This is a genomic window from Chryseobacterium gotjawalense, assembly GCF_030012525.1.
GTDB classification, from domain to species: domain Bacteria; phylum Bacteroidota; class Bacteroidia; order Flavobacteriales; family Weeksellaceae; genus Kaistella; species Kaistella gotjawalense.
Map to the genome: position 1 here is coordinate 3024410 of NZ_CP124855.1, position 19909 is coordinate 3044318.

The following is a 19909-nucleotide window of genomic DNA, read 5'->3' on the forward strand; positions in this document are numbered from 1 at the left end:
TATAGTTACTGGCTGGTAGCGATTTAACAGCTTTATTAGAATTTATAACCTAAAATTCTTTTTAATAGCCTGGGTTCTGTTTCAGCAAACCTCCGCTAATGTTAATTTCTCTCTGAGGAATTGGCAGCAGCAGGTCAGTCCCTGTAAACGCATAGTTATTGGCCGCTGAATAAGCGGATAAAACAGTTTGAGCCTGCCCAAAACGCACTAAATCGAAGAAGCGGTGATTTTCGAAAGCTAATTCTACCCTTCTTTCGTCCAGCAGTTCCTGACGGGTAATATCTCCGTCGGCATCAGCAGACAGCCCGGCTCTTTCGCGTACCAATCTGAAAGAATTCAACGCGGCTGGAGCTGTGGTACTGCTGTTTCCTGCCATGATCGCTTCTACATGCATCAGTAAAACATCTGATAAACGTAAAACGATCCAGTCATTCCCTGCAGTGCGTGGATTAACTGATGTGGCGGGTATGCCAAGACTTGCGTCTGCCACAGGTAAATATTTGACCACCTGTTTTTGGGAAGGCTGTGCCGGATCTATTCTGTATGAATACGCCGTTCGGTTTCCTCCTGCCAAATCCAGAGCCGCCGCCGCCTCATTGGTCACATAATTCACACCGCTTGATCTTCCTACTGAATTCAGCCATTCTGCGGAGAACCCCTGGCTGTCTAATATATTATCCGGTACAAAGCCAATTGAGAAAATTACTTCCTTATTGTTTTCGGTAAAAAATACGTCTTTGAAATTCGGCATTAATGAATAATTACTGGCCATTACCGCCTCACATAACTGCTGGGCTTCCGTGTAGTTGGTGCGCAGGGTTAAATACACTTTGGCCAGGAGTGCCTGTGCCGCTGCCTTTGAAGCTCTGTTTTTGTGGGTGTTATCCAATGAGGCCACCGCTGTTTTCAGGTCGCTTACTATTAAATCGTAAACCTGTGCCTGGGGTACTCTTGTAAACTGGGTTGGTTTATCATCAATGGACAGTACATGATCTACAAACGGAATATCTCCAAACAGCCTCACTAAGTTGAAATAGGCATAAGCTCTTACAAATTTTGCTTCCCCTTCATATTTAGCACGGGTTTTGTCCGAGGCCACATCCAAATGTTCCAGGACGGTATTCGCTCTGAAAATAATATTGTAATAACTTAAATAGTAATCAGAGACGATCCCATTGGTCGCGGAGATGGTATAATTTTCAAACTGCGCCGCTTCACCTTCGCTGCTTTTCGTTCTGGTATTATCGCTGCGCATTTCTGTCAGGTAAAATTCAAACTGAACTCCCTGGTTGGCATTTAAATCACCTTCGAGGGCATTTGCGCCCTGTATTCCGTCATACATATTGAGCACCCCCGCCAGCAACTGCGATTCGTTCTGATAATAATTATCCGCGTTAATAGCCGATTCCGGTTCAGGATTTAAAAAATCACGACTGCATGACGCGGTGGTCAGAAATACCAATATAAACGCTGAAAGTATTGTTGATTTTTTCATTACTTTTATTTTAAAATTCTAAATTAAGACCTAAAGATACCGTTCTGAATGCTGGAGAACCACCTCTCTGATACCCATACGTAGTCGCTGATGTATTGTCTATGGATTCGGGATTAAAACCGGTATATCCTTTTGCTTTGATATAAAGCAGGTTTTGGGCAGTAGCATAGATCTTCGCAGAATTAATCACCCCTAATTTCGCCAATGTGGTTTTAGAGAGATTATAACCAATATTTAAATTTCTCCACGAAATATAGGACGCATCCTGAATGATGGCGTTGGTAAAGATTTTTTCTTTAATAAAGCCCTGGTCCGGGGTTGTTGCGATAATGTAGTCCTGGGCACTGTTGAAGTGATTGAACAAATACTGATCGGCAATATTTCTTACCTGTCCTCCCTGACTTCCCTGAAACATAAAACTGACGTTAAAGTTGCCAATCTCAAAATCATTGGTAAAACTCCATACCAGTTTTGGATAAGGATTTCCTAAAATGGTTTTATCTTCATCATCGATAAGTCCATCGCCGTTTAAATCTTTAACATAGACATCCTGTGCCTGTCCGCCGACAGGAAAGTAAGGATTGGTAATATATTCTTTTGGGATTTCTCTGTCTACTACCCACCCATAGAAGGATGAAATTGGGTTTCCAATCAAGTTGATCCATTCTGAGGCTCTCTTGTCATCGACGCTCTGGATCAGTCCGTTGGAGTCTCCAAAATTAAGTAATTCGTTGATGTTCTGTGATGCAAGAATGGTACTGGTCCATCTGAAATCCTGTTTGGCAATATTTTTTGTCCGGATCTCTAACTCCACTCCGGAATTTCTTACTTTTCCAAGATTGGCTAAAGCGTTGGAGAATCCTGTAGTCCCCGAAACCGGATTATTTAATAAAAGCTGGTCACTGTCTCTTCTGTAAAAGTCCACTGAACCACTGATGATATTTCTAAACAGGCCATAGTCAAACCCCAGATTTACTTCCGCGTTACGTTCCCACTGCAGGAACGGATTGGCAATGTTAATAGGATTATAGGCATTGACCACTGTATTATTGACCACAGAGGAAGAAGTGGACAGAAGAGATAATGAAGGATAGTTTTCTGTCAGGTAGCCGTTATTTCCACCTATTCTTAAATCTTTATTACCTGTAAACCCGTAGCTTACTCTCAGTTTTAAATTATTTAAAACACTGTTGCCGCTCAGGAAGTCTTCCTTACTCACTACCCATCCAAGGGAGCCCGCAGGGAAATAGCCGTATTTCTGATCTAAACCAAAAATGGAACTTCCGTCTCTTCTTACGCTGAATGAAGCTAAATATTTATTGTCATAGGCATAGTTGACTCTTGCGAAATAAGAAAATAAAGTCTGCTTGTAGGAATACGATCTTTTCCCTAAAAAGACGGTCCCGGCATCAAGCGTTTGTAGAATATCAGAGGTGTAGCCGGCCGCGGAAGTTTCGTCTCCCACCGTGTCCCAGCTTTCCGCGGAAACACCCAAAACAGCACTCAGGTCACTTTTGCCAAAATCTTTGCTGTAGGATAAGTAATTATCATTGGCTAGGTGTATTCTGTTCTCCGAACCCAGATCTAACTGCGCGTCCGAAGGACCGATATTGCCTGATAAAATACCCTGATATCTTCTTGCGGCGGTATTCTGGAAATCTGCCGAGAAAACAGTTCGGAAATTTAAATTTTTGGTAATATCATACTGTCCGTACATACTTCCATACACTTTAAATTTCTTTTCAGTTCTGTTTTTTTCAAGGATCTTGGCGACAGGGTTGTTGTTCGAGGTATCACTGATACTCGTGCCGCCAGTGGCCACCGGCATTCCTGTGACTAAACTGTAATTATCAAACATTCTTTCCCACGCGTAATCACCAATTTTTACATTCGCGTATCTGCCGTTATCTCTCAGTCTGTTGACAAATTGGATATTGTCCGCGTCGATGTACACCGGTAACCACGGTGCCTGACGTAAAGCGTCATAAACGGATCCGTCAAATCTTCTTCTGTTGGTATACGAAGGAGAAAAATTAAATCCCATTTTTATTTTCTGACCGACCTTGGTATCCACTTTCGCGGTAAAATTATATTTTTTATAATCGTCAGTAATGAGGACGCCTTCATCATGAAGATATCCGAGAGAGAAGTTGAATTTGGTGTCCTGATTTCCCCCTTTCGCACTGATACTGTGGTTTTCAATAGTTCCGCCGTCAAAAACAACATCCTGCCAGTTGGTATTGGTATTCAGTAACAGCATGTACTTGGTGCGGTCCGAAATCTTGCCGGTCTCAGCCATTTCTCTGGCCGCCGTTTCTGCGGTCGAGAACGTATACGCGTCGCTGTGAAATGCTTTCTTTACCCCTGTAAAAGTATTGTAAGAAAATTTGGTCTTTCCTGATTTACCCTGCTTGGTCGTAATCATGATAACGCCGTTTCCACCTCTTGAACCATAGATTGCGGCAGAAGCCGCATCTTTAAGCACTTCAAAGGAAGCAACATTATTCATGTCCAAAGATCCCAGGTAATCATTGTCGACTACCAGACCATCCACCACGATTAACGGATCCGATGAACCCGAGATGGAACCTGTTCCCCTGATTCTGATGGTCGGCGCGGAACCGGCTTCACCTTCAGTTGACTGTACATTGACACCTGAAACCTGTCCCACTAAAGCATCATCGACACGGGATACCGCGATCTGGTCTAAAGTCTTGTTCTCGACTTTGGAAATTGAACCTGTAAGATGGCTTTTTTTCTGGGTTCCATAACCCACCATGATTATTTCATCTATTTTCTGCTCCTTTAAAATCGTATCAGATTTTTTAGACTGTGCTGAAAGAAGGGTGCCGACAAATAGGAATACTACCGCTACTGGAATTTTGTTATTCATAAGATGATCATTTAATTACAATCTGGTGAACCAAACTGGTAAACCAAAAATAGATCTAATTTTTGAATTATGAAAGCTTTTTAACAACTATTTAAAAGATATTCAAAATAATTGCTTCATTACCTTATTTAATAATAAAAACATGGGCTATTTCACCATAAAATCCTCGCGGATCGGGCTGAATACATCGATTAAAATCCCTGCTTTTGTACACGTCGCGCCGTGGGGAACGTGAGGAGGCATATAAACTGAATCTCCTTCTTTTACCGTTTTTGTTACGCCGCCGATCATAAACTCAAACTCTCCACTGGCTACATAAGTGGTCTGGGAGTGGTAATGGGAATGTTCATAGCCGATTCCGCCCTCATCAAATTTTACTTTGACCAGCATGATCTTATCGTCATAACCCATTATTTTCCGTTGAACACCTTCGTTCACTTTTTCCCATTCCTGGTTTCCGTCTAACAAAAACTCTTCGCTTGCTCCAAAACTTTCCATAATCTATTGTTTTAATTATTTTAATTATTTTTTATTAATTGATAAGGACCTGTCCATTGGTACTCCTTACCGTTTATTTTTATTTCGTGTTTACTTTCTTTTGAGGGATCATCGAAACAGAAAAGGAATACCATTGGGTCACCTTTTACAGGTTCAATACTTACCGCGATCAGCGACTCATCGCTATACAGTACTTTGAGATTTTTGATATTGCTGAAAGAATTACGCGCAATTTCCGTCACCGGATCATAGTTACCGTGAGACTCGGTCACTGAAATAAAGTAAGCGTCCTTCGTGTCCGTTTTCCGGATCATGAATCCAGGATCATTTCTGAGATTAAAGTTCGGATCAGCCGCGCCAAGTTTCGTCAATATCAGTTGGTCGGCTGGGGTAACAATGGAGGAAAGCGTATAAAACCGGTTCTTATTAAACCAGGAAAACTTCGCGTTTCCGCCGGGTTGGTTCCCCTCCGCGGTTTTCCATAAATGCTGATAACCGTTTCCAGTCCCTAATGGAGCTAATATTTTTGGCGTTTCATATTTAAAGTTGGTGGATATGATCTGGCCGGAATAATAATAAGGCAGATCATATTGGTTTTCTTTGTCCGAATTTATTTTTATAAGATCTAAAAGAAAAGGGTTTTCAAAATTTCCGTCCTTTATTAAGGCCATCACCCTTTGCATATCCGTTCCGGGATACGCGTTATGTTCCTTTGCGCTTACGATCTGGATATTGGGATCTGAATCATCAAATACATATTTTTCGGAATGGTGATTGGTGGCGATATCGAAATCGCCGCCAAAATGGGAGGTTTCATTTTGGGTCACCGTGTTATGCGCGATGGTCTGTTTTGCCCAGGAGGAATTTTCTTTCAAATAATTACCGCCGCCTTTCTGCTCAATATTTACAAATCTTACCAGGCCATAGTCCTGAAAAATTTCATTGGCCCCTTCGTAATAGGAAAACGATAATTTGTCATAATGACCGTGGCTGGAGCCCTGAGCGGTATATTTCATTACCAAAGTCAGCGGGTCTTTAGCGCCTTTAGATCTTAATATTCCAATTCCGCCCTGTTTTCCATCCGGTCCATCCGTATATTCCACGGATTTCTGTACAATGGGCGCCGCCAGTCCGTCTCTGATTGCTTTTGCGACCGTAAAACCTGCTTCATCAAGAGTAACTTCACCCTGCTTCTGTGCAATGGAAAGCAGGTCCGGACGTTTTCCGCCATAATAGTACGCGGCATCGACCGCGAAAACCAATTCTCTGGAAAAGTAGGACATTCCTTTCTGCCCATCGTTTAACGGGAAAAATTCTCCATCGGTGTCTGTCAGATTCAATAGGGTATTGACGGAATTAAGTAAAACGCCGTTTTTGTATTTAAATATTTTAAGATCCGGTTTTAAGTTATGCAGGGCTTCAGCGTAAATCAGATAAGGATACATCGCATATCTCTGGTAGTAAGGACCTTCTGTAAAATACCCGTCGGGAGAAAACGGTTCGTCAATATTGGCCAGAAACCCGGATTTCCCGCCGGGTTTTTTGATTAAGCCACCATCGTTGTCCCGGTCTCCGGGTTTTATACCGTCATGTTTTATTCCGTATAACGATCTTTTGATCAGTTTATGGTCTTTCATTACCAAACCGATCATTCCGACGGCAACCGTGCCCCATGTACTGTGATTGTGAACCCTGTTAAAAAAGTGTGGATTCTGTACCGAAATAAAATCAGCAAAAGGTCTGAAAAGATCGGTTTCTAATTTTTTTCTTTCCTCTTTACTTAAATAGTCATAGATACAGTCATAGGCCTGACTGGTATACACCAGCCAATTGGCATCATTCAGACACTGCCAGAACAGTTTTCCGCGCGTATAAGATCTTGTTTGAGGGTGCAGCGGTAGGGTAGGGTACATTTCCGCATATTGCAGAAGCATATCTTTTACATACTCAGCGTATTTTTCTTCTTCTGTTATCTGATACAGGACGCCCGCTTTCTGCATGATGAAAAAATTCTTCTTATGACGTTCGTGCGTGTAACCGCCGGAATAATCTTTTGGGATTGGAACGTCTATTCCGTGCAGAATTTCAGAATCAACTTCCGCTTTAACTGTTGCTAATGTTTGGTCAAAAAGAGGAACTTGTCCTAATTGCGAACGGATATCTAAAACCGCTTTCTTTGTTAAAATTAACGATGGATGTTCTTGTGCAAAAACATTTTGTACGAATAGAAACAAAAAAAAGAAGCCGAAAATATTTTGAATTTTACTTATAGCCATAATTTCAAGATTTTTGATCTCATTTTTATTATTGGTTTACCAAATTGGTTTACCAAATGTAGTGTTTTAGTTTGACGTTGTCAACAAGTACTGAATTTATTTTTTGGCCTACAGTGTATTATAAAAATCTAAAACTATTTTCTGGGCGCAAGGTTCAATTAGGTGAGTTTTTTGTAATGAAACGCAACTTCAGAATTTTCGGGTCGCAGTAACAAATCGCAAAATTATTTTGTGTGCACAAATATTAATCGTTTTGTAGAATAGGGCCAAATCTCAATCACAAATATGTTTATAGGATATGAACGAGTTTCTACACAGCTATAAGATAATGCGAGCCAAATGCGGAACGATAATTTGAAGAAACAATTTACGGTGGTCGGTGGGAACCACTATTTATATTTCTCAGCATCGAATTATTTGTTTGGCAAAGGACAATGTTTTTTTTAAATCCTAAAGTAAAGGAAGATCAGCGAGAAATTATTAATACTTTATTATAATTTCAACGTTCCCATGCTTATGAAATATTTTTCAATCATTTTCTTACTGATGTCTGCAAGACTGGAAGCAGAATCTTTCATTCCCCGGCGGATTATGTTTTGAATTCATTTCAAACGATAAGTGAATGCGGCCACCGACCGCGCCAAGCTGAAGGAGTTCCAGAAGATGGCTGCCTCTCATAAAATCGATCTCCATTACCTTATCGTGAAAATTCCTATGTGACCTCCGACCATGGTTTTAAAGATTTGGTTGTTCTCCTTACTGATTATTCATTGCTTATAGGTGCTGGGATGATTGATGCTGGAAGTAAGGGCAAAAGCTATTTAAACATCACCTCATACCCGAATCTGCCGATCGACAGAAAGATGACCAGGATAAACACATAGCGGATAAACCGGTTGCCTCTTTTAATCGCCAGTTTGGCGCCCACAAAACCGCCCAGTGCGTTACATACCGCCATGGGAAGCGCAATGGCCCAGATGATTTTTCCTTTCAGTAAGAACAGCGAAATAGAGCCTGCATTGGTGGCAAGGTTAATCAGTTTGGCGTTGGTATTGGCATGAAGGAAATCCATGCCTAAGAGGGTGACGAAACCAAGAATAAAAAACGTGCCTGCTCCGGGACCGATGAAACCATCATAAAACCCCACTGCAACACTCACGATACATCCGTTGATGACGGCGGTATGCCAGGGAATCTGCTTTTCTTTTGCCTGTCCGAAGTCTTTTTTGAAAAGCGTGTAAACAGCCAGAGCGATCAGGATGAACAGCAGGACGGGTTTGATGAAATCGTTGCTGACGACCGTTAAAAGCTGTGATCCTAAAAATGCAGAAAGAAATGCAATAAGCGCCATGATGCCCAAAAGCTTCCAGTTGATTTTTACATTTTTGAGGTATTGGCTCGTCGCGATAGCCGTACCGCTGAAAGCGGGAATTTTAAGGGTTCCGATTACCGTAGAAACGGGGAGATGCGGTAAAAAAACCAAAGCCAAAGGAGTCTGAATGAGTCCGCCACCCCCAACGATGGCATCAATAAATCCGGCACAGAATGCCGCGCCGCAGAGATAAAATAACAGTTCTGTTTCCAACAGTTTACATTTTTTGCAAAGGTAAGTTTTAAAAGCGAAAATCTAATGGTGGCCTTGCCTTCCTTTGGGTTTTTATCCTTGTGGTTACAGATGTTAATGGGTGGCGGCCGGTTATTTTGCCGAGGCAGAAAAGAGGAGGGCAGTCATCACCATCTCCGGAATTCTGGGAGCCTATATTGGAAACAGGCTGCTAAAAAAGGTAACCCTGAGCTTTTTACAAACTGTTGTTGCCTGTCTGCTGATCCTTATTTCTCTGGCTCTAGGCGGAGGAATAATCTGAAATTCGGGCTTCACCTATTTAGTAGGTCAGCTTCACACATGATAAAAGCGGGAAGCCCAATAACTTCATGTAACGAAAGTGGAATTTATCTGACAGATAGTAAAAGACCACCATGGCTCCATTATATCTTCCAAAAAATGCGTTCAAATAAAAATTCAGCACCAATTGCGGACTTTTGCTGTTTAATTGTCATCGCTACAGAATTGTTTTCGGAGGTTTTTCGCAGACCGAAATTAAGAGTGCAAAACGATGCTTTGATTACCGTTCATAAAGATTCAAAACCACTCAACGCTGACCCCTTTAAAATCATTAAACACTGACACCAAAAGACAGGAATTTTTCCCGATGATCTTTTGTCTTAATCAATGGGGACAACTCGTTCCCTGAGCCGCAACTGTGTATGGCAGTGAAATATCAGATGTAATATCACAGTTCCGGCAAGCGAAATAAGCAATAATTAGATCATCAGAAACAAATATTAAAAGAAAACTATGAAAAAAAAACTACTCAAAATTACAAAATGGTTAACCCTTATTTGCCTTGCGTTATTCATATTTAAAGGATGTATCGCAGCAAAGTTGGAAGTACCATATATTAAACCCCGTGCAACAACGCAATATTGGAATTTGCCTACAGGCTCAAAAATTGCCTATACCCACATTGAAGGCAAAGGAATAAAAAAACCATATCCAATTATTTATCTGCACGGCGGACCAGGCGGATATGTGTATACTAAAAATATTGAAACACTAGGAGCACTTTCTGAATCTGGGTATGATGTATATCTATATGATCAGATAGGTTGCGGACTTTCGGAAAGACTGGAGAAGGTTAATGAATATACTGCTTTAAGGCATGTAAAAGATCTTGAAGAAATTATAAGAAAGATAGGTGCAGAAAAGGTAATTCTTGTAGGTCAGTCCTGGGGTGGATCATTAGCCGTTTTATATGCTGCTGACCATTCAGATAAAGTAGATAAGATTGTTTTTACCTGTCCGGGCGCGATAAAACCAGCCAATACCTCGTTAGAGAAAATGAAAGCACCCGACAGCTTAAATTTAAAAGATACGGAAAGTCCAAACGCAAAAGTACTTTCAATTGTACTGAATCCAAGATATGTTTCCATAGGAATTTGGTCAAGATTTTTCGGAAAAAAACTTGCTTCCGACAGAGAGGTTGATGGTTTTCTAACCAGTATGGCTAACGTGTTTACGAAAAGTCATGTTTACGATCCTGCTAATGCTTTGCCAGAAGAAGGAGGCGCAGGTGGCTACTGTAATTTGAATACAAGTGTCAGTTATGGCAGTTTAAAAGATCCCAGAATAAAACTAAAAAACAGTAAAATTTCAGTTTTGGTAATGAAAGGGCAGTATGACAACATTGACTGGGGGTACACGAAAGAGTATCTTGACCTTTTCAGTAATAATAAATTCAAATTAGTACCCAATGCAGGGCACCAAATTTTCGCAGAGCATCCCGAATTATATATCAATACCATTAAAGATTTTTTAACTGCCAATCCGTAAACTTATCGGTCATTACAGTGCAACTCCAAACAGAAGCGAACAACTAAATGATGAAAACCGAAAACCTGCTTTATTCCAACCTGAAAGTGGTGAAACAATTGATTGATGACCAGTGTGGTTTTGAGTTGACAAACCTTAAACTACATTCAGAAAGTGTTGAATACAGTGCCTGTTCATTTGAACTCAACGGGAAGAAGGTTGAATATAGAGTTTCTAAAATTACCCCGAAAAAAACAGGGCAGTTTGTAACGGTCTGGAAACGGAACAAGAATGGAGTAACCGAACCATTTGACATTTTAGACGATATTGATTTTATAATAATCACTTCAAAAAGTGACCATAATATTGGACAGTTTATTTTTCCAAAATCAGTTTTGGCTGACAAAGGAATAATCTCACAAAACGGAAAAGGCGGAAAACGCGGAATTAGAGTTTATCCGTCGTGGGACATTACGACCAGTAGACAGGCAGAAAAAACTCAAAGTTGGCAGACCAAATATTTCTTCACCATTAAAAACGGCAACTCTGCCGGTCCTGACCTGCTGAGAAAATTGTTTGACACTGATAATCCAATCATATAAACTATTACCATAATCCTTATATTTGGGGGGCAGGCAAGTCATACTATTCATCAAAATAACTTTTTAAACCATCAATATGCAGACAATCATTGGATCTGGAGGAGCTATCGGAATACCGTTGGCGAAAGCATTAAAGAAATATACGGATCACATTCGTCTGGTAAGCAGAACCCCAAAAAAGGTGAATGAAACTGATGAGCTTTTTCCCATCGATGTCAATGATCTGTCTCAAATCGACAAAGCAGTAGCCGGGAGCGAAACAGTGTATGTTGTTATCGGCTTCGAATATAAGCTTAGCGTATGGCAGAATATATGGCCGCCATTTATGAAAGAAGTAATTAATGCCTGTAAAAAGCATCATGCCAAATTGGTCTTCTTTGATAATGTATATATGTACAATCGATCGGCAATACCTTTGATGACTGAGGCATCTCCCATCCATGCGCCGAGTAAAAAAGGGGCAGTAAGGCAACAGCTACATGAGATGATTATGAATGAAGTAGAGAAAGGCAGCCTTACAGCACTTATCGCAAGATCAGCTGATTTCTACGGTCCGGATAATAAAAACAGTGCTTTGAATATGATGGTTGTTGATCAGCTTTTAAAAGGAAAAAAGGCACAGGCATTGGGCGATCCCGACAAAGTTCATACCTATACGTTTACCCCGGATGCTGCTGAGGCAACTGCACTATTGGGAAACACAAATGATGCCTATAACCAGGTATGGCATGTGCCTACAACAAAAGAAAAACTAACGAACCGGCAGTGGATTCAGTTAGTTGCTGACGAACTGAAGGTAGAAGCTAAAATTCAGACCGTACCTGTCTGGCTGATCCGAATACTCGGATTGTTTATGCCTGTCATGAAAGAGCTTCCGGAAATGAATTACCAATATGAACAGGATTATATCTTCGACAGCAGTAAATTTGAAAAACGGTTTGGCATTACTGCAACAGCGCCTAAAGATGGTATCAGAATGCTGGTTGAAAATTTAAAGACTTCAAAAGGCCTTCAACGCTGAGCCGTAACTTGGAGCGTCTGTTTTCCTGTTTTAAGTTTTCGCTGTGTTAAGATACGGCATGGGATAATAAGCAGTGCTGAAAAAATGATTAACTTTATTCCTTGTTAAATATTAGTCCTTTATACAAAAGTCTTCATCCGCAATTCGGCAAATCTTTAACTTAGAAAGCAACACAAAGATGGTTCAGCCTTTCTCTATTTTTCAGTTAACTGAAGAAGAAATCCATAAAAAAGAAGCTTTTCCGGCACATCTCTGTCAACATGATTTTGAAGAGCTGGTTATTGGGATAGAAGGTAATACCGAACATTTTATTGATTATAAAACGACCGCACTGGATGCTCCCTTCGTAAGTTTTATTACGAAGGGGAAACTTCACCGTTTGCTTCCAACACAGAAGGAAGGCCTCTGCAAATGGTGGGTGCTGCGTTTCAAAAGTGAGTTTATTCCGGAAACCACTTTTCAGCTTTATTCCTGTTATCATAACCGGGCGAATATGATGATACAGCACGGAATCGGTTTTGACAGAATGGTGGCACTTACTGAAATGATGTTTACTGAAATGCAGCAGCCTATCCCGAATTTAGGCGTTATCCGACATTTACTCTGCGCGTTACTCTTGGTCATGGAATCTGAAAGCAAGAAAGCAGAAGCAGGTGAAATGGAAAAACAAAAAAAACAGAGTACTGTTTTCAAAAAATTTTTAGAATTACTTGAAGAAAATTTTCACCGCCACGAAGGAGTTGCCTTTTATGCAGAAAAACTGTCGATGTCTGCAAGAAATCTGAACTTAATTTGCGAAAAAATACTTCACCAAACCGTAACGGAAACCATAGAAGCAAGAAAACTCATTGAGGCAAAAAACCTGTTAATCAATTCAGACAAAACGATTGCGGAAATAGGTTTTGAATTAGGTTTCAACGAAAAAGGGTACTTTACCAGTGTATTTAAAAAGAAATCCGGCCAAACTCCGTCCGAATTCCGCGATGAAATGAAGAAGCTTATTTCCTGATTTCACAACACTATTTCCTAAAAGTGTTACCCTTCATCTTCTGAATAAAATGAACTTTACATTCGCTAATCAATTGGCGTTCAAAAACATTTATTCACAAAGAAATGAAAAAATTAACAGCAACCATTCAGGCATTTGCAGTTCTGCTGATCATGATATCCATTCTCATTTTTGCAAGAGGCTGCACCAAAACTAAAAACAGCGGCAATCCTGCGAACCTGCAGGCTCAAATTGATTCGCTGCAAAAAGAGCTCAAAAATTTCAGGAAGGATAAAGAACTTACAGAGATGCGGCTCGCTAAATTTGACTCTCTGGATTTTGACTTTTACAGCAACCAGAAATGGGACAAATTTACCCATAACCATACCAACAACATCAAAGTATATTATCCCGACGGCAGCACCTCTACAGGATTATACCCACAACATATTGATCTTATTAAAGGTCAGTTTGTATTTGCCCCCGACACCAAAATTAAAAAACATCCGGTAAAATTTGGCAGCGATGACTGGACCTGCGTGATCGGCGAAATGGAAGGCACTTTTTCTAAACCTATGCCCATAGGAAACGGAAAAACGATCCCGCCAACCAATAAAAAATTTAAATTATCAATGGCGACCATAGCGCATTGGGGACCAGACGGAAAAATGACCGAAGAGCATCTTTTCTGGGATAATCAGTCGTTTATGAAACAGATTGGCCTGGCGAAATAATTAAATTTCAATACAGATGAATGAGAATCTTCAACACGGCCAGCAAGAACCCATACGCATTCTTGTTTTTTCAGCGTCACTCAGAAATGATTCGCTCAATACACGGTTGGCAAAATTGGCGACAGAGGTTATTGATAAAAATGGAGGCAAGGCAGATTATGCCAATATAAGTGACTTTGAATGTCCTTATTTCAACCAGGATTTCGAAGTTAATGATTTTCACCCTTCCGGAGCAGAAGAATTCAGAAAACGCATTTTGGATAATGATGCTTTTATTATTGCATCGCCCGAATATAATGGCAGTATGCCCGGTATTCTGAAAAATTCCATTGACTGGGTTTCACGATTCCGTCCACAGCCTTTCAATGAGCGCCATGTACTATTAATGTCGGCTTCACCATCGATGGGCGGCGGTAATCAGGGGCTTTGGTCTTTAAGAACCCCGTTGGTGAGACTTGGTGCTGATGTTTTTTCGGCCATGTTTTCATTGGCAACGGCCCACAATGCATTTACCCCGGAAGGAAATATTGCAGACGAAACATTGGCGAAACGGTTTGAAACCAATCTTCTTGCCTTCATACAACTTGTAGAAGCGGCCAAACATTATCCATGGATGAAAAAAGCATGGATAGAATTTTTAGGTGAAAAACCAGATCCCGCTACTGAACGGGTAGAATAAAGCCTTAAAAATTCAACCGTCGATCTTATAACTCTTAAATTCTATTACCCATGAAAAAACTATTTTTTATTTTGACCCTTCTTGTTTCGGTCAATTTTTTATCTGCCCAAACAACCACCTGGAAAGATGATCCCTGGCATTCTAAATTAACATTTACCGTAACCCATCAGGGGTTTTCATCTGTTTTTGGATTGTTTCAAAAATTTGACATCGGCATTGTTACCTCTAAGGCTGATTTCAGTGATGCAGTCTTTACACTTTCTGCTGATATGGCCTCTGTAAATACAGAAGTAAAAATGAGAGATGATGATTTAAGAAGTCCGCACTTTTTTGAGGTAGCCAAATATCCGGTGATGACGTTCAAATCGACCTCAGTGATCAATACCACCGGAATGAAAGACCGGTTTAAGATTATTGGCGACCTTACCATTCATGGTGTAACCAAAACTGTTACACTGGATATGTGGTACCGCGGAACCCATGTAGATGCCATGTCGAAAAAAACGAAGGCTGGCTTCCAGATCATGGGCACTATCAACCGCAGTGACTTTAAGGTTGGCCCTGCTGACCCATTTGATATCAGCAATGATGTGATGATTAAGATGGATGGCGAATTCATCAGACAGTAAAAATGAAGAAGTCTGTTTTCAAAACGCAGGCTTCTTTTTTTTAATTACATTCCATCGTCACTGAAAAATATTTCAAATGTTTGAGCCGATTAACCTTTCTAATCGGTTCAATATTTTTAGGACATAAAACTCAATGTAATTCCTTATCCCGGTTACATCACTCAATTTTCTGTTCATAATTATAAATTTTCTAAGTAAGACCTAAAGGCGCGGCTTTGTAATCCGTGACGTTTTCCACACAGAATATTTTTTTTAGATGCTGGTTGTAGGCGTTGGATGCTGGGTGATCCAGAATTATCACATCAGCACATTATCACATCACATTACCACATCAGCACATTGCCAAATCAACACATCAGCACATTATCCTTCGGATCGCCTTAGGGGAAAGCGCGTGTAGAAACACTTTTACAGTGGGGTCACTTTCCCGCTAAAGACCAATCCTTTTTTTGTTCGATTCTTGCTTCCTGGTGATTGAGCGGAGCTGAAATCACCTTGTACGTGGCTTCGGTGAGCCCTATGAAAATTTAATAAGTGTGTTAAATTTTCAAAACTGAATACCAGAGAATTTTGATTGAATTTAAAGTTGAATCTGATGAAAATTATGGGTTTGAAGATTTTAATATAAATCAGAAAATTTACAGGGTGGCTTATTCTTATTTAATGATTACTTTCTGAGAATAAATTTTAAGATGATCTGCTGAAATGGTAATGAAATAAACTCCGGGTTTTAAGGTCGAAATATCGATGCTTTGATCATCTTTAACCTTGGTTTCCAAAACTTTTCTTCCTTCAGCGTTATTGATTTCTGCAGTGTTATTACTGGTTTTTAAACCGTCAATAAAGATCTTTCCGGAAGCCGGATTCGGATACATATTAAAGGAATGCGGTGTATTTTCTCCGGTTGCCAGAGACGTGGTGCTTATTTTGTAAATTTTGCCGTTATTCACGGCAGCTACATAAAGTTCTTTGCCCGCATCTTCTCCGAAGGTTGCAAAATTATTTCCTGTAAATGCAGAAGTCCAAACAATGGAATTGTCTCCATTTAAAATTCCGATTTGGGTGGAACAGTAATCAGCAAAGATATATTTGCCAACTAAGGCCGGATAGGTAGTTCCGCGGTAAACATAGCCTCCTGTTATCGAGCATTTGCCACCGGTGTGATTATACACTGCAACTGGAAAAGTCATTGTGGAAGAGCTTGCGCAGCCTGTTGTATTGTAAGCACTGTTTCCTTCGTAGCAGCGCCATCCGTAATTGATTCCGGCCTGTGTTACCGGCATTCTGTTGATTTCTTCAGTCTGACTTTGCCCTACATCGGCGATCATTGCATTTCCTGTTGCTAAATCGAAAGAAAACTTCCAGGCGTTTCTAAGTCCATAAGACCAGATTTCATCCGCACCATCAATTCCCACAAATGGATTATCTGGTGGAATGTTATACGCTGCGGTAGAATTCACATCAATTCTGAGCATTTTTCCCAACAGCGAGTTTTTGTTTTGGCTGTTGTTATTGGGATCTCCCGCACTTCCGCCGTCACCGGTAGAAATCCATAATTTCCCGTCGGGCGCAAAATGAATGCTGCCGCCGTTGTGGTTTTCAAAAGGTTTGGTGATGTTCAGTACTATTTTTTCAGAAGCAGGATCTGCGGTATTCGGATCTGCAGAATTCACCGAATATCTTGCAACGGTGATATTGCCGGCAGTGTTGTTGTAAAAAACGAAGAAATAACCGTTGGTGGCATACTGGGGATGAAAAGCCAGCCCCAGAAGTCCTCTTTCTCCATTGAAAGTTATTTTCGTGCTGATGTTCAGAAATGCAGTGGAATTGACTGTTCCGTTTGGCTGAATAATTTTGATAATGCCATTCTGCTGAACAACAAAAAGTCTGCTGTCATTGGCATTTACGATCTCAACAGGGCTTGTTAATCCTGAAGCAAATTCGGCAAGTACAATATTCTGTGAGTAGAATAATGCTGCAGAAAGAATTCCTGAAAGGAGGAGTGTTTTTTTCATAATAAGGTGGTTTTTAAGGTCTTGTGAAGTTAGACATAATTTTTATAAATTAAATATTATTTATGATTTTTTGGGAATTTCCCGAGGTCGCGGACTTGTAATCCGTGACGTTTTTCGGTATAAAAAAATATAAAATTGATGAATATTCCTGACGGACGTTGGGGTTTTGTTTATTAAAGGGTTAAAAGACCCTTTTTTTAGTCACGGATTGGAACACGCTTATGGTTTTGAGAATGGAACAAAAACCGACCACCAAAAAATCATGGAATTCAGTGCGGAAAAATACCTCAATGCATTCTATTAGTTACTGAATCATGTGAAAGACTTGGAACCAGGTAGAAGAATATTTTGCGGTGACCACACGAAGGGATTCGTGCGGGAGCGGTGAACTGCAAGGTTGTAAGGGAGAATTATGCCTCATTATAGGACGGCAATTGAACACAAAAACCAAACTTATCTTTACAACCTATAATAATAGAATTTGAGACATTAAAAATAGGCCCACATTACACTGGATAGGAAAAGATAAAGTTACAAATCATTACTTGGATGTTCCGTTTAAAGTATTGGAACACGCTTATGGCTTTGAGAATGGAACAAAAACCGACCACCGGAAAATCATGAAATTCAGTGCGGAAAAATACATCAATGCATTCTATTATTTACGGAAGCATGTGAAAGACTTGGAACCAGGTAGAAGAATATTTTGCGTTGACCACACGAAGGGATTCGTGCGGGAGTGGCGGGAATAGGAGCGGATCACAGATTGCCAATCCGCGCCATCGGATTTCGAAGATTTGTTTGGTAGTGATGACCACACGAAGGGATTTGTGCGGGAGCGGCGCCCACGCGAAAGGATCCCGGATGAAGACGTGTCTTTTCCTGGGGTTTCTTTTCGGTGGACATGGTACTTGGTAGTGTTAAAGCGTTGGATTTCAGCCGTCCGTGTATTTTTTTACGGTCGTTTCAAAAAGGTCGATATCAAATGGTTTGGCAAGAAAATCATCAGCGCCGGCTTCTTCCGCAAGTGCACTGATGTTGCTGTTGGCGGAAAAGTACAGCACCGGAATGTTTTTCAGGGCCTCGTTGGATTTCAGCAGACGTGTGGCTTCAATACCACTGATGTCCGGCAGCCAGTTATCCATCAGAATAAGATGAGGCATATAGTCTGCGACCTGCTGTTCAACGCTGTTGGTGGAAGGCGAGGTTTTTACTTCGCATCCGATATCTTCAAGAATTTCCGTACACAGTTCGAGAATTTCGAGATTGTCATCGAAAATAAATACTTTTTTGGTTTCTTTTATTGGATTTTTTTCAGTCATTTTCCTAAATTATTAATATAGTTGGGCATTTCCGCGATGTCAAGCACCGCATCAATGGCCACGTGTTCCAGTGCATATTCAGGCATATAACTCACCACCGCCGACGAGGGTTTCTGGATGAGCGCTCTGCCGCCGTTTTCTTTCACTTTCTGCAGCCCGGCAGTACCGTCACTGTTGGCACCGGAAAGCAGCAAACATACCAAATTTTCTCCATATACTTCAGCGGCACTTTCAAAAGTTACATCAATCGAGGGCCGGGAAAAATTCACTTTTTCAGAGGCATCCAAAGAGAAGGTCCTGTCGTTTTCAATGAGTAAATGATAGTCTGGAGGAGCGATGTAGAGGGTTGCAGGCCATATTTTTTCTTTTTCTTCGAGTTCTTTTACCCTGAGTTGGGTCTTTGAGGCTAAAATATCGGTCAGGATGCTGTCTTTACCGGGTTTGCGGTGCAGCACAATGATAATAGGAAATGCAAGCAATGGATCGATGCCCGGTAATACTTTCAGAAGTACGTCGAGGCTGCCGGCGGATCCGCCTATCACCAATGCTTCGCAATGTTCCATCTTAATGTATTTTACGCCATATTTTGGCAGATTTCAGCCGTTCATAATTCTTAGAGACTGTTGAAAAGTCCAGCGTCTCTTTGGTCCCCAGAGCCAGATAGCCGAATTTTTCCAGACTGTTGTCGAAAAGTTCAAAGACTTTGTCCTGCAGCGGCCTGTCAAAATAAATAAGGACATTGCGGCACAAAATCAGTTGAAACTCGTTGAAAGAATTATCCGTCACCAGATTGTGCGTGGAAAAAATGATTTTCGACCTCAGCTCATCTCTGAGTTTTCCCAGGGAATAATTGGCGGCGTAATAATCGGAAAAATGTTCACTGCCGCCAGCTGCGATATAATTTTCCGTATACTGTTTTATTTTGCTCAGCGGAACCATTGCCTGAGCGGCATTTTCTACAACAGCACTGTTGATGTCGGTGGCGTAGATGAGCGACTGATGAAGCAGATTCAGTTCCTTTAAAAAGATGGCAACAGAGTAGGCCTCTTCACCGGTACTGCAGCCTGCGATCCAGATCCGGATGAAAGGGTAGGTTCCGAGTTTGGGAAGGATTTCTGTTCTGAGGGTTTTATAGAAATCAGGATCCCTGAACATCTCCGTCACATTGATGGTCACCTGTTCCAGAAACCGTTTGAAATAGCTGGGTTCCGTTCTTATTTTATACCGGTATTCTGCAAAACTTACAAAACGGTCCAGCTCATAAAGCCGCACCATACGGCGCTTCAGCGAGGCCCGCGAATATCCTGTAAAATCGTACCCATAAATTTCCAGTACATCGGAAAGCAGGGTTTCCATGTTTTCGTCGCTTTGTTCAGATTTCACTTTT

At 40.9% G+C, this 19909-nt stretch carries 16 protein-coding genes; 7 read left to right on the forward strand and 9 right to left on the reverse strand.

Annotated features, from left to right (window positions below; translation table 11 throughout):
- Positions 1 to 61 precede the first annotated feature (61 nt).
- The 5 genes from QGN23_RS13815 to QGN23_RS13835 form a co-directional block, all read right to left on the reverse strand.
- Positions 62 to 1495: a RagB/SusD family nutrient uptake outer membrane protein gene (locus tag QGN23_RS13815; RefSeq protein ID WP_282904826.1), complete on the reverse strand. Its 1434-nt coding sequence runs from the start codon at positions 1493 to 1495 to the stop codon at positions 62 to 64.
- 10 nt (positions 1496 to 1505) lie between these two features.
- On the reverse strand, positions 1506 to 4388 hold the full coding sequence (locus QGN23_RS13820) for a SusC/RagA family TonB-linked outer membrane protein (RefSeq protein WP_282904827.1): 2883 nt from the start codon (positions 4386 to 4388) through the stop codon (positions 1506 to 1508).
- Positions 4389 to 4535: 147 nt separating this feature from the next.
- A complete protein-coding gene (locus QGN23_RS13825) occupies positions 4536 to 4886 on the reverse strand; it encodes a cupin domain-containing protein (protein ID WP_282904828.1) in 351 nt (116 codons plus the stop codon).
- 20 nt (positions 4887 to 4906) lie between these two features.
- Positions 4907 to 7162: a heparinase II/III domain-containing protein gene (locus QGN23_RS13830; protein WP_282904829.1), complete on the reverse strand. Its 2256-nt coding sequence runs from the start codon at positions 7160 to 7162 to the stop codon at positions 4907 to 4909.
- An 817-nt stretch (positions 7163 to 7979) separates the two neighbouring features.
- Complete coding sequence (locus QGN23_RS13835; RefSeq protein ID WP_282904830.1) at positions 7980 to 8747, reverse strand: sulfite exporter TauE/SafE family protein; 768 nt, start codon at positions 8745 to 8747, stop codon at positions 7980 to 7982.
- 771 nt (positions 8748 to 9518) lie between these two features.
- Between QGN23_RS13835 and QGN23_RS13840 the strand changes: the two genes are divergently transcribed.
- The 7 genes from QGN23_RS13840 to QGN23_RS13870 all read left to right on the forward strand — a co-directional run bounded on the left by QGN23_RS13840 (position 9519) and on the right by QGN23_RS13870 (position 15185).
- Positions 9519 to 10553: an alpha/beta hydrolase gene (locus tag QGN23_RS13840; protein WP_282904831.1), complete on the forward strand. Its 1035-nt coding sequence runs from the start codon at positions 9519 to 9521 to the stop codon at positions 10551 to 10553.
- A gap of 50 nt (positions 10554 to 10603) precedes the next feature.
- Positions 10604 to 11134, forward strand: coding sequence for a MepB family protein (locus tag QGN23_RS13845; protein ID WP_282904832.1), 531 nt, complete (start codon positions 10604 to 10606; stop codon positions 11132 to 11134).
- Positions 11135 to 11210: 76 nt separating this feature from the next.
- Positions 11211 to 12155, forward strand: a complete 945-nt coding sequence (locus QGN23_RS13850) for an NAD-dependent epimerase/dehydratase family protein (RefSeq protein ID WP_282904833.1) — start codon at positions 11211 to 11213, stop codon at positions 12153 to 12155.
- Positions 12156 to 12333: 178 nt separating this feature from the next.
- Positions 12334 to 13164 (forward strand): helix-turn-helix transcriptional regulator, encoded by an 831-nt coding sequence (locus tag QGN23_RS13855; protein WP_282904834.1) that lies wholly within the window; start codon positions 12334 to 12336, stop codon positions 13162 to 13164.
- Between the two features lie 104 nt (positions 13165 to 13268).
- A complete protein-coding gene (locus QGN23_RS13860; RefSeq protein WP_282904835.1) occupies positions 13269 to 13877 on the forward strand; it encodes an ester cyclase in 609 nt (202 codons plus the stop codon).
- 16 nt (positions 13878 to 13893) lie between these two features.
- A complete protein-coding gene (locus QGN23_RS13865) occupies positions 13894 to 14556 on the forward strand; it encodes an NADPH-dependent FMN reductase (RefSeq protein WP_282904836.1) in 663 nt (220 codons plus the stop codon).
- Positions 14557 to 14606: 50 nt separating this feature from the next.
- On the forward strand, positions 14607 to 15185 hold the full coding sequence (locus QGN23_RS13870) for a YceI family protein (RefSeq protein ID WP_282904837.1): 579 nt from the start codon (positions 14607 to 14609) through the stop codon (positions 15183 to 15185).
- Between the two features lie 656 nt (positions 15186 to 15841).
- On the opposite strand, the gene QGN23_RS13875 is transcribed toward QGN23_RS13870, so the two are convergent.
- The 4 genes from QGN23_RS13875 to QGN23_RS13890 all read right to left on the reverse strand — a co-directional run bounded on the left by QGN23_RS13875 (position 15842) and on the right by QGN23_RS13890 (position 19905).
- Complete coding sequence (locus tag QGN23_RS13875) at positions 15842 to 17200, reverse strand: PQQ-dependent sugar dehydrogenase (protein ID WP_282904838.1); 1359 nt, start codon at positions 17198 to 17200, stop codon at positions 15842 to 15844.
- Between the two features lie 935 nt (positions 17201 to 18135).
- Positions 18136 to 18522: a response regulator gene (locus tag QGN23_RS13880; RefSeq protein WP_282904839.1), complete on the reverse strand. Its 387-nt coding sequence runs from the start codon at positions 18520 to 18522 to the stop codon at positions 18136 to 18138.
- A complete protein-coding gene (locus QGN23_RS13885; RefSeq protein ID WP_282904840.1) occupies positions 18519 to 19064 on the reverse strand; it encodes a chemotaxis protein CheB in 546 nt (181 codons plus the stop codon). Before QGN23_RS13885 ends, QGN23_RS13880 begins: the two co-directional genes overlap by 4 nt.
- A 22-nt stretch (positions 19065 to 19086) precedes the next feature.
- Positions 19087 to 19905 carry a CheR family methyltransferase gene (locus QGN23_RS13890; RefSeq protein ID WP_282904841.1) on the reverse strand — a complete coding sequence of 273 codons (819 nt, stop codon included), beginning with the start codon at positions 19903 to 19905 and terminating at the stop codon, positions 19087 to 19089.
- Positions 19906 to 19909 lie beyond the last annotated feature (4 nt).